We start from the raw sequence: 10,651 nt of genomic DNA, 5'->3' as shown, positions 1-10,651 counted from the left end.
TACTTCGCCCGCGTCGACCACCAGTTCAACAACGCCACCTCGATCTTCGGGCGCTTCGCCTCGCGCCAGGCGACCCTCGACACCGTACAGCTCAACCCGAACTTCCGCAGCTTCGGCCAGCCCGAGAACCAGAACTACGTCGTCGGCCTGACGCGCTCCATGTCGTCGCGCTGGCTCATCGACGCCCGCGTCTCGTTCGTCCGTGAGTCCACGCCCAACCAGACTGGACGTGAAGGCACCGACATCGACCCGTTGCGTGACTTCGGCATCAGCGGCCTGAACTCGAACGACCCGCTGCTGCGCGGCATTCCGTCAGCGGGCATCACCGGGTACATGGGCACCGGCGAGACCTTCGCCAACCCGCGCCTGCTCTACGAGAACCCCTCTGCTCAGGTCAACTCGCAGCTCGACCTGAGTCGGCACTCGCTTCGATTCGGCGGCGAGGTGTTCCGGCGACGCACCGACTTCTTCTCGGTCAACGCACGCAACCAGGGCTCCTTCTCGTTCACCGGACTCCTCTCGGGCAATGCATTTGCCGACTTCATGCTCGGCCTCCCCGACCAGACCGGCCGCATCCCGAACCTCGCCCGCACCTCGCTGCGCCAACGGCATGCCTTCGCGTACGTGCAGGACGACTGGCGCCTCAGCGATCGGCTGACCCTGAATCTCGGCCTGCGCTACGAATACGCCGGCTCCACCGAGGACGACCTGGGCATCGCCCGCAACCTCGATCGCACCAGCCTCGAGCTCTTCCCGGTGCCCAGCCAGTCCGGCCCCCTGCACGAAGCCAGTCACGACGTCGTGCCGCGGCTCGGCGCCACCTACCGCTGGACCGACGACACCGTCGTCCGCGTCGGCTACGGCCATTACATGACGCAGCCGACGATGGCCAATGTGGCGCTGATGTTCCGCAACCCGCCGTTCAATCGCGAGGACGTGTTCAACACGGTGCGCACGGCTCCGACGCTGACGCTGGCCAACGGCTTCCCGGAGGGCGGCCAGTCGGGCTCGACGGCCACCCCGACGCTGACGACGGTCGCGCAGGACTATGGCCCGGCGCTCGCCAGGGTCTGGAGCACCAACGTCCAGCAGCGGCTGAAGGGCGGCTGGGTAGCCGAAATCGGCTATGTCGGCTCGCAGACTACCGGTCTCGACAATGCCTGGACGTTCAACACGCCGGCGCCCGGTCCCGGGGCGGTGCAGCCGCGACGGCCGCTCACGACCTTCGGCGATATTCGCGTCTTCGACACCGACGCCGAGTCCGAGTACAACGGCCTGCAGTTTCGCGGACAGAACCTCGACTTCTTCGGCATGAACGTGCTGGCCACCTACGTGTACTCGCGGTGCTACGACACGCGGTCGTCTCCGGCCACCAGTTCGGTGGGCACGGAGGACCAGGAGCCGCAGAACCAGAACGACCGCTTCGACGGCGAGTGGGGACGCTGCGCCATCGACTTCCGTCACGTCGCCAAGCTGAGCGCGGTCTATCGACTGCCTTTCGGCGACGGGCTCAGCGGCCTGGCCCGCGTGGTCGCGGCGGACTGGCAACTCGGCGTGAGCATGAACCTCCACAGCGGCGGCCCGTTCAACGTCATCATGAACGGCAACCCGGCCAACACGTCGCGCGGGTCGATCCGCCCGAATCTCACCGGCGATCCGAACCTGCCGTCGGACCAGCGCAGCGTCTCGGCCTGGTTCGATACGTCCGCGTTCAGCGCGCCACCGGCGTTCACCTTCGGCAATGCTCCGCGCAACGCCGTCGAAGCTCCCGGCCGTAAGGTGGTCGATGTCAACCTGCAGAAGCGCTTCGTGATGGGCCCACGCGCCTTCGAGCTGCGGCTCGACATGTTCAACGCGTTCAACACGCCGCAGTTCAACGCGCCCGGACGGGTCTTCGGCACGCCAGCCTTCGGCACGATCACGTCCACCGGGCCGGCCCGCGAGATCCAGGTCGGCGCGAGGTTCACCTTCTGATGTTTCCGCGCCGCACCTTTCTCGGCCGGGCCTCCCTGGCGGCCGGCGCGCTGATGGCCGACGTGGCGCCGCTGGCCGCCCAGCCGTCCGTCGCCCGTGCCGTGCGCGGCACCGGGCCGCTCACCATCACTGCCGTCGAGCCCATCGTCATCCGCGCGCCTGGACCTGGCGCGAGTCCGGCTGGTCCGGTCAGCCTGGGCGATGTCGGGGCCGTCGCCGAGGGGTACGGTGTGTGGCGGCGCCTCGACCACGCCAGCCCGTCGCGAACGCCAGGCGTCGAGCAGGCCACGCTCGTCAAGGTGACGACCAACGCCGGGCTGATCGGCTGGGGCGAGTGCCACGCGCCGGTCGCGCCCCGAATGCAGGCGCGCGTCATCACCGACCTGCTGGCGCCGCTGATGGTCGGGCAGGATGCGCGGCAGGTCGACGGGCTCTGGCAGCGCATGTTCCAGAGCGAGCGCGTCCGCGGCTACATGAGTGGCGCCCACCTCGAGGCCATTGCCGGCGTCGATCTCGCGCTGTGGGACATCCTGGGACAGTTCGTCGGCGTGCCGGTCTACCAACTGCTCGGCGGGGCCTACCGCACGTCGATCCCGACGTACGCGACGTTCTCGGGCACCTACACCGGTCGTGAGCGTGGCGCGCAGGTGGTCGAGCGCGCCCGGCAGATGGTCGCGGCGGGATTCACCGTGCTGAAGATGGCCTTGCGCAGCGGGCCCGGTACCGAGGCCCTGGCGGTGGTGGCCGAAGTGGCCGAGGCCATCGCGCCAAAGGCCCAGGTGGCCGTCGATGCGCTCGGCGCGTTCACCTTCAACGAGGCCATGCGCGTCGGGCGGGAGCTCGATCGCATCGGCAACATCGCCTGGTTCGAAGACGCGCTGCTGCCCGATGACCTCCCGCGCTACCCGGAGCTGGCAACCGCCGTCGACACGGCGATCTGCGCTGGCGAGATGTTGTCCACGCGTCACCAGTTCCGCGAGCTCCTCATGCACGGTGGCGCCGACATGATCAACCCTGATGTCGGTCGGGCGGGGGGTATCACGGAAGTGCGGCGCATCGCCTGGATCGCCGACGCGTTCGGCGCGCTCTGGGCACCCCACGTCAGTACCGGATCGGCGCCGTACATCGCCGCGTCGATCCACCTCGCCGTGTCCTCACCCAACTGCGCCATGATGGAACTCTACGACGGCAACAAGCAGGACGGGCCCTTCGGCAATCGCCTGCTGCAGCAGCCGCTGGAGATCACGCCGGGCACGGCGTCGGTGCCGCAGCGTCCAGGCCTCGGCGTGGCGTTCGACGAACGGGCGCTGGCTGCCGTCCGGGTGGAGGGCTGATCGATGAGGCCCCACGTACCAGGGTCGAGCGACATCACGCGACGCGGCTGGCTGGCCGCGGCCCTCGCCGTGACGGCGGTTGCGCCCGTGTCGGCGAAGGCGCAGGCCGCCCGCGATCGTCAGGAGCGCCTCGACGCAACGCGGCCGCTCGTCATCCGCAGCGTCGAGCCGCTCATCATCCGCAATCCGCCGACGCCCATCGGCTTCGACGAGCCGCTCGACCTGCCTTCCGCTGGCGACATGACCGGCGGCGTCGGCCTCTGGAACCGTCTCGACCACGCCAGTCCGACGCGCTTCAAGGGGTTCGAGCAGGCCGTCCTCGTCAAGATCACGACCGAATCGGGGCTGGTCGGCTGGGGCGAGTGTCACGCCCCCTCGGCGCCGCGGATGCATCAGCGGGTCATCACCGACCTCTTCGCACCGCTGCTGCGAGGTCAGGACGCCCGCCGCATCAACGCGCTGTGGGAGCGTCTCTTCACCACCGAGCGCGTCCGCGGCTATTCGACGGGCGTCCAGCTCGAGGCACTGGCTGGCGTCGATCTGGCGATGTGGGATCTCCTCGGCAAGGCAGTCGGACTGCCGGTCTACCAACTGCTCGGCGGGCGATACCGGGCTGCGCAGCCCCTCTATCGCGGCATCGGTGGCGCCACCCTCGACGCGCTGGTTGCCGACGCGCGCGCGGCCAAGGCCAGCGGCATGCAGATGGTCAAGATGGGCTACCGCAAGGGCAAGGGGAGCGAGGACATCGAGCGCGTGTCGGCCGTGTCCGAGGCCATGGGGCGTCAGGGACAGGTCGCCGTCGACTCTCTCGGTGCCTTCAAGCTCTACGAAGCCATCCAGGCCGGGCGCCGGTTCGATCGACTCGGCAATGTTGGGTGGTTCGAGGATGCGTTGTTGCCCGATGACCAGGCGAGCTATCCCAAGCTGGCCGAGGCGCTCGAGACGCCGGTGTGTGCCGGTGAGATGTTGAACAACCGCTTCCAGATCCGCGATCTGCTCGCCACCCGCGGTGCCGATATCATCAACCCGGACGTCTGCCGGGCCGGCGGCATCACCGAGTGTCAGCGTATCGCCGCCCTGGCCGAGGCCTTCAACGTGCCGTGGAGCCCGCACGTCAGCACCGGCACCATCCTCTACTTCTCGGCGTCCCTGCACCTGGCCGTGGCCACGCCCAACTGCGTGATCATGGAGGGTGGCAACAAGCTGAACGGTCCACTCGGCAACGTGCTTGTGCGCACGCCGCTCCGTCTGGAGCAGGGGACAGCCGTCGTGCCCGAGGGACCGGGATTCGGCATCGACTGGAACGAGGAGGCGCTAGCGAACGTCACCGTGGCCGGCGCATGAGGAGCCTGGCGACAGTGCTGCTGGTCGCGTTCCTTGTCGGCTCCGAGCCGGGCCAGGACACGCTCGCCGTATCCGCCGACGCGGCGGCCTCGGTGCTGGCCGCCGAGCAGCGTCGTGAGCTAGCACTCGTCGCTGGCGACGTTCAGGCTCTCGAAGCACTGCTTGCCGACGACCTCGTCTACACCCACTCCAACGGCCGAGTCGACTCAAAGGCGACGTATCTCGAGCCGCTTCGAAGCGGCCGCACCCGGTACACCGCCTTCGAGCCTGCCGACGTGTCGGTGCGTCTGTACGGCACAACGGCCGTGGTCGTGGGCACCGCCAGAACGGAGGCGCAGGTGGCGACTGGTACGAGTCGCACGCACCTGCGCTTCACGGCGATCTGGCATCGCACCGGCGAGGCCTGGGTGATGGTTGGCTGGCATGCGACGCGCCTGCCGCCTGCCTGATCCGCCCCGCCGAACCCTAACGCCCTTCTCGGCGAGAATGCGCTGAGCCTTCGTCTCCGCATCCCGGTACGAACTCCACTCGCGCCTCCTTCCGCTGTAGCTTGTCCAGCAGCACGCGGCTGACGACGCCGTTGAGTGCGGCGACGCCGCGCTGCTTGTACTGGCGATAGAGCGAGGCGCACCGCGCGGTCCGGAAGCGGCGCTCCGCCTCGTCGAAGCGTCGGTCACGGGTGGGTGAGGGGTGGGCCTCTCGAAGCAGGCGCTCCTGGCCATACCACGCGGCTGGACCAACGTGAAGCAACAGGTCCGGCAGCGCTACCTGCTCAACGCCTACCCCGTGCTGCTGACGCGAGCCCTCCAGGGGACGGCAATCTTCATCCCGCCCGGTGACCGGCGGGATCCAACGCGACTGCCCGAGTTCTACGACGAGACGTTCGGCTACCTGCGGGACGTCGACGTACCTGTGCTTTGATACGTGTCGAGCGCCACGTCGGCAGCGTCTATCGAGGACTCCCTTGCCCGTCCCTACATACGACCAGTTCATCGAGCCGATTCTCCGCTACCTGTGTCAGCGCCCGGACGGCGCGCTGGCGAAGGACGCTCACGAGGCCGCCGCGACAGCCCTCGGCCTGACCGACGCCGACAAGGCGGAGCTCCTGCCCAGCGGTGTCCAAACGGTCTACAAGAACAGGGCAGGGTGGGCACACGACCGCTTGAAGCGGGCTGGCTATTCGGAAAGCACTCGGCGCGGATTCTGGAAACTGACTGACGCAGGTCGGGCATTCGCGCAGGGGCACCCGGCTCGCCTCACCGACGCGGCGATTGAAGAGCTGGCCACGAAGAACATGCACGTCACCCTGCGGCCCGTGACGGAGCCCGACGTGGTTGTCGACCCGGTTGACAGCAAGGCCAGCCCCGATGATCGCCTCGAGCAAGCACTGGGTGAGTTACGGCAGGCGGTAGCAGGCGAACTTCTGGACGAGCTCTCCAAAGTGACGCCTCAATCCTTCGAGACCATCGTTCTCGATCTGCTGCACCGTATGGGTTACGGGGCCAGTCGCGACGACCTCCAGCGGGTTGGCGGTGTCGGAGATGGAGGCATCGACGGGGTCATCTCCCTCGACAAGCTCGGGTTGGAGAAGGTCTACGTACAAGCCAAGCGATGGCAGGGTGTGGTCGGTCGACCAGATGTGCAGGGCTTCTATGGTGCCCTCGCTGGTCAGCGTGCCAACAAGGGGGTCTTCATCACCACGTCCTCGTACACCGCCCAGGCCGTCGAGTTCGCCAGGTCCGTCGAGCGGGTCGTCCTCATCGATGGCGTAAGGCTCGCGGGCCTGATGATCGATCACGAAGTCGGCGTGACACTCCGCGCAGTGAGAGTGCCGAAGCTCGACAGCGATTACTTCGAAAATTGACCGGCGCCAGCCTTCCCGATGCCTACCCTGACCATCACACTCGAGGACACCTACTGGTCCAAAGGATTTTTCAACATTCCTAGGGACTTCGAGCGCTTCATCACATCCGAAGAAGGTGGCATCGACATATACCTCGGGGACTCGCCGGAACCCGTTCGTGGTCGTGTGAGCCGTTCAGCAAACAGCAATGCGACACCCCGGATCTATGGGAACAAGCCGCTGACCGAGTACTTCCAGAGCAGCTGTCGCCGCGGTGGCCGACTGCAGGTCCAGGTCATCGCTCCAACGAAGCTGAGACTGAGTCCCGCCCGATGAGGCGGATGTAGCCGCAGCCCGAAGAGACGCCTACGCCACGCCCACCAGCGGCGCCAGGTGCAGATACTGCCGCGTGAGCGGCACGAACACGACCCGCGCCTCCTTCCGCTGCAGCTTGTCCAGCAGCACGCGGGTGACGACGCCGTTGAGTGCGGCGACGCCGCGCTGCTTGTACTGGCGATAGAGCGAGGCGCACCGCGCGGTCCGGAAGCGGCGCTCCGCCTCGTCGAAGCGCCGGTCGCGGGCGGGTGAGGGGTCGGACTCTCGACGCAAGCGCTCCTGGCAGTACCACTCCAGCTCCTGCACGGCGCTCAGCTCCATCGGCGAGAAGAGTTCCTCGCGCACCACGGCGCGGTAGCGGCCCTCGAGCCCGTGGAAGGGACGCGGCAGGGCGATGCGCAGCGTCCACGGGCCGCCGAAGCAGAGCAGCCAGTGGTGGCGCTGCAGGAACGCGCGAAAGTCGACGGGGTCGCGGCGCGTCACGAGGTACGTGAACACGTGCGTGTCGGGGTCCTCCGTCATGGTGCCAATCGGGAGCTTGTCCGGGAAGAGCCGCAGCACCGTGTCGCGCCCCGCCCCGTACCGCAGGTGCGGCAGGTCCACATCGTCCAGGCGCCGCAGGGTATCCACTTCGGCAAAGTACAGCCGCTTCTCGCGTGATGTGCCGAGCCAGACGCGGGACGGGTCGTCGAGCACCAGGTCGAGTAGCATCAGCCGCGACGCGAGCGCGCCGATGGGTGCGGGTCTGCGGTTGCGGTTGTCGGCCTCGCCGATGGTGGCGTACAGGCGCTTGTGGCGGACGTGGTACAGGCGTCCTCGGTGCAGCGCGCCCGGGCGGACCTCGCGCGCCAGCCCGCTCCCGGTGAGTCGACGCAGGAAGTCGTGCGTCTTCTGCCCGTGCGTGATGCCGGCGTACGCGCAGTACTGCCGCTCGACGAACACGCCCGAGTGCTCCAGCACCAGGAACAGGAAGGCGGCCTGCTTGGGCGTGAACCCTTCCTGCTCCAGCCGCCCAGCACGCACTCCCTGCATACCCCTGAGGCGTTCCACGACGCTGAGGTCGATCATCGAAGGAGTTCCTCGGCGAGTCCGCCGCGCGGGCCGCTGCCGCTGCGGCCGCTCCCTTGGCGACCGGCCAGCCCGGGACCGCGATGGCAGGCGAAGCCGGCGCGCGCCGTTGCGGCAGCATGCGCGCCGCGATAGTGCGGCGTGGTGATCTCGACGTCGCGGTGCTGGTCGCGCCCGTAGCGGTCTTCGTACTCGATGCGGCAGTCGGGGAAGTGTGCCTGATCGTCGAACCACGGCAGGTCGTGCTGGTCGGCCCACTCGTGCGCCTCGTCGCGCGAGCGGCCGGGACGCCCGTCGCTCTGCGCGTCGCCGCGGTTGGGCTCCTGCAGGAACTGCTGGTAGTCGCGCTTCAACTCGTGGTCGAGCACCACGCGGACCACGCGGCCACCCTCGGCACGGATGTCGTCGGCCTCGTGCTGGTAGGCGCGGTACACCTGCATGTCGTGCGACAGCTCGCGCGGGCGGCATAGGCGGGCATGGAAGACCTGCCGCCGCTCGCCGTCGCGCCCGAGACGTGACGCCTCGAGCAGCTCGCGCCCCTCGCTGGTCAACGCCACGGCCCGCTGGTCGGCGCCGTCGATGGCCACCGTCTCTACCAGACCGGCGTCGCGAAGGCGGCCGATGCCGTCGTCCTCACGCGAGTCAGGCTGGTCTGCAGCAGGTCGGCCGAGGTCCTCCTCGGCAACAACGCGGAAAGCGCCGATCGTGGACAGCGCTCGGACGTCCTCGTCGTTCAGGCGGTACGAGCGATCGCGAAGTTGCACCTGGACGCGCTCGCGAGTGTCGGGCAGATCGAGGTCGCGCCGGAACACGTCGCGCGGGTCTTCGTCGCGCGGACGAGCGTCGGCGCTGCCGCCACGACCGCCGACATCACGCTCTGGTCCACCACCGTCACGCTCTCGTGGGTCACCCCAGCGCGTATCGTTGTACATGGTTGCCCCCCGCGCAGTATCGATGGGTCGATTGGACGCAGCAAGCGACCTTTAGGTCGTGAACGACGCTGTTGGTCGTCAAGCGGCTGTAGGACCCTTTTGCGCGAGAACGAACCATGCAAGGCAGCGAGGTACGGCGGCACGCGCGCGGTAGTCAGCATGTGCGTGTCAGGAAGATCACGACACCACAACCGTGGCTGATGTGCTATGAAATGGCAACCAGCTTCGGATCTGAGTGTCAAGATCGCTCAGAATTGGACCGTACAGCCACTTCTTCGCTCGGGCGGCCTCCTTGGGCGCCGACTGATCGAAGGCCAGCGGCACACGGTCTCATGCGCTTGGAGCGTGAATTCGCACTGTCCTGCACCATGCGCTCGGTGACGCCACTCCGGCCAACGGGCGCATGAGCGCCGAAAAGCACGATCGGATACGGGTGTACGCGTTCGATGAACCCAACTACCGCAAAGCCAGCAGTCCATGGCGACCGTGTGCTCCTAGGCCATTCAGAGACTGGCTCTGAAGATTTGCTCGAGGGCTTGTCGGAAAAGGACGCCTTCCGCCGCCTGCAGGCGCTGATAGCTGAGTGGCTGCGAATGGAGAACGTTGTTGTTCTCTCAGGCGCGGGTGCTTCGGTTTCGGAGGGTGGCAAGACGATGGCCGACCTTGAGGCGTCCGTGCTGGAAGCCGTCACGAAGTGCGCCAATCTGCCAGCCGAGGTACACAAACTCGTACAGCACCGTCGAGACGACCTCGGTCATAAGCGGGCCGTCTTGGGCTTCGAGGGCTGGCTATCCTTCATCGTCAACGCCCTGCATGTGGTCTCGGCACCCGGCTCTCCCCTATCTGGTGTCCGGTGGGCTGGTGGGTGCGACCCATCGCCGGAAGCGGTCGATTGGTTCGTTCAGCGTGCGAGTTCCGCCATCTTCTGGGAATGTGCCCTGCGTCTAAGCTCCGACGATGGCAAGGCCGTAGCGCCCCATCTGTCGTTTCTGGCCAAGCTCGTCGCCAGGGACAGCTCGCTTGGCCGCGCGCATCTGTTCACGCTCAACTACGACACGCTCTTTGAGCAAGCGTTGGAGCGACTGGGCATACAGTACTTTGACGGCTTCTCTGGCCGGGCGCACAGCGACTTCGATCCGTCGGTATATGGCCTAGACATCTACTACCCAGGCGACGTGGCAGAGGGACGGGTCCGGCGCCTCGACAGATTTCTGCATCTGTACAAGCTGCACGGCTCCATCCATTGGCGCAACCTGAAGGCACGCGTCGTCGCTCATCACCCGGATCCAAACACTCTTGGTCGGTACTCCGCTCTCGCCAAACCCGAAGAGAAGGCCGCATTTCTCGACAAGACGGAGCCCACACCCATTGCCGTTCTTCCCACAGCCAACAAGTTCGCCCAAACGCTGGACATGCCGTTCTCGCACATGTTCAGAGCGTTCCAGGGACGTCTGGCCGTCCCGCAGACGTTCTTCCTTGTTCTGGGCTACGGGTTTGGGGACGCCCACGTGAATCGCGTCATCGAAACCGCACTAACAAACCCGTCGCTGGTGCTCCTCGCCGTTGACCCGTGCCCTGATGGGGCTGTGGTGGAGTGGGTCGCCAACCACAGAGGCGCTGGGAAGCGTGCATTCGTCTTGACGGCCTCCGCGGTTTCACACGCTGAACATCCTTTTCAGAAGGCGACATTCCAGGATTTTGGGTCCTTCCGGGAATAGCGTGGGCAGCTCGGGCCGGCTGCGCGGGCCACTCGGCGGGTGAGCGGCCTGCTCGCCGGCCTTGCGCCGGGCAAAACGGTGGCGTAGAACCGCCGGATGCAG

The 10,651-nt window shown here is 67.1% G+C and carries 9 protein-coding genes; 7 read left to right on the top strand and 2 right to left on the bottom strand.

Annotated features, from left to right (window positions below):
• The 6 genes from Q0C41_RS26410 to Q0C41_RS26385 form a co-directional block, all read left to right on the top strand.
• Window positions 1–1,974: TonB-dependent receptor (locus tag Q0C41_RS26410; protein WP_291989098.1), on the top strand; the 1,974-nt coding region annotated here is incomplete at its 5' end.
• Window positions 1,974–3,308: a mandelate racemase/muconate lactonizing enzyme family protein gene (locus Q0C41_RS26405; protein ID WP_291989096.1), complete on the top strand. Its 1,335-nt coding sequence runs from the start codon at window positions 1,974–1,976 to the stop codon at window positions 3,306–3,308. The genes Q0C41_RS26410 and Q0C41_RS26405, both read left to right, overlap by 1 nt.
• 3 nt (window positions 3,309–3,311) lie before the next feature.
• Window positions 3,312–4,652, top strand: a complete 1,341-nt coding sequence (locus Q0C41_RS26400; protein ID WP_291989094.1) for a mandelate racemase/muconate lactonizing enzyme family protein — start codon at window positions 3,312–3,314, stop codon at window positions 4,650–4,652.
• Window positions 4,649–5,101 carry a nuclear transport factor 2 family protein gene (locus Q0C41_RS26395; RefSeq protein ID WP_291989092.1) on the top strand — a complete coding sequence of 151 codons (453 nt, stop codon included), beginning with the start codon at window positions 4,649–4,651 and terminating at the stop codon, window positions 5,099–5,101. Before Q0C41_RS26400 ends, Q0C41_RS26395 begins: the two co-directional genes overlap by 4 nt.
• Before the next feature lie 241 nt (window positions 5,102–5,342).
• On the top strand, window positions 5,343–5,573 hold the full coding sequence (locus Q0C41_RS26390; RefSeq protein ID WP_291989090.1) for a DNA/RNA helicase domain-containing protein: 231 nt from the start codon (window positions 5,343–5,345) through the stop codon (window positions 5,571–5,573).
• 43 nt (window positions 5,574–5,616) lie between these two features.
• Window positions 5,617–6,516, top strand: a complete 900-nt coding sequence (locus tag Q0C41_RS26385) for a restriction endonuclease (protein ID WP_291989088.1) — start codon at window positions 5,617–5,619, stop codon at window positions 6,514–6,516.
• Window positions 6,517–6,861: 345 nt separating this feature from the next.
• On the opposite strand, the gene Q0C41_RS26380 is transcribed toward Q0C41_RS26385, so the two are convergent.
• Both Q0C41_RS26380 and Q0C41_RS26375 read right to left on the bottom strand, forming a co-directional pair.
• Window positions 6,862–7,899, bottom strand: coding sequence for a hypothetical protein (locus Q0C41_RS26380; protein WP_291989087.1), 1,038 nt, complete (start codon window positions 7,897–7,899; stop codon window positions 6,862–6,864).
• Window positions 7,896–8,831, bottom strand: a complete 936-nt coding sequence (locus tag Q0C41_RS26375) for a hypothetical protein (protein WP_291989085.1) — start codon at window positions 8,829–8,831, stop codon at window positions 7,896–7,898. Before Q0C41_RS26375 ends, Q0C41_RS26380 begins: the two co-directional genes overlap by 4 nt.
• A 524-nt stretch (window positions 8,832–9,355) precedes the next feature.
• Here Q0C41_RS26375 and Q0C41_RS26370 point away from each other — a divergent pair.
• Complete coding sequence (locus Q0C41_RS26370) at window positions 9,356–10,549, top strand: SIR2 family protein (protein WP_291989083.1); 1,194 nt, start codon at window positions 9,356–9,358, stop codon at window positions 10,547–10,549.
• The last annotated feature ends 102 nt before the right edge of the window (window positions 10,550–10,651 follow it).

It is taken from the genome of Luteitalea sp., from assembly GCF_022842525.1.
Taxonomy (GTDB): domain Bacteria; phylum Acidobacteriota; class Vicinamibacteria; order Vicinamibacterales; family Vicinamibacteraceae; genus Luteitalea.
Note: the sequence above shows the minus strand (reverse complement) of the source record. Positions and strands in the feature narration are given on the sequence as shown.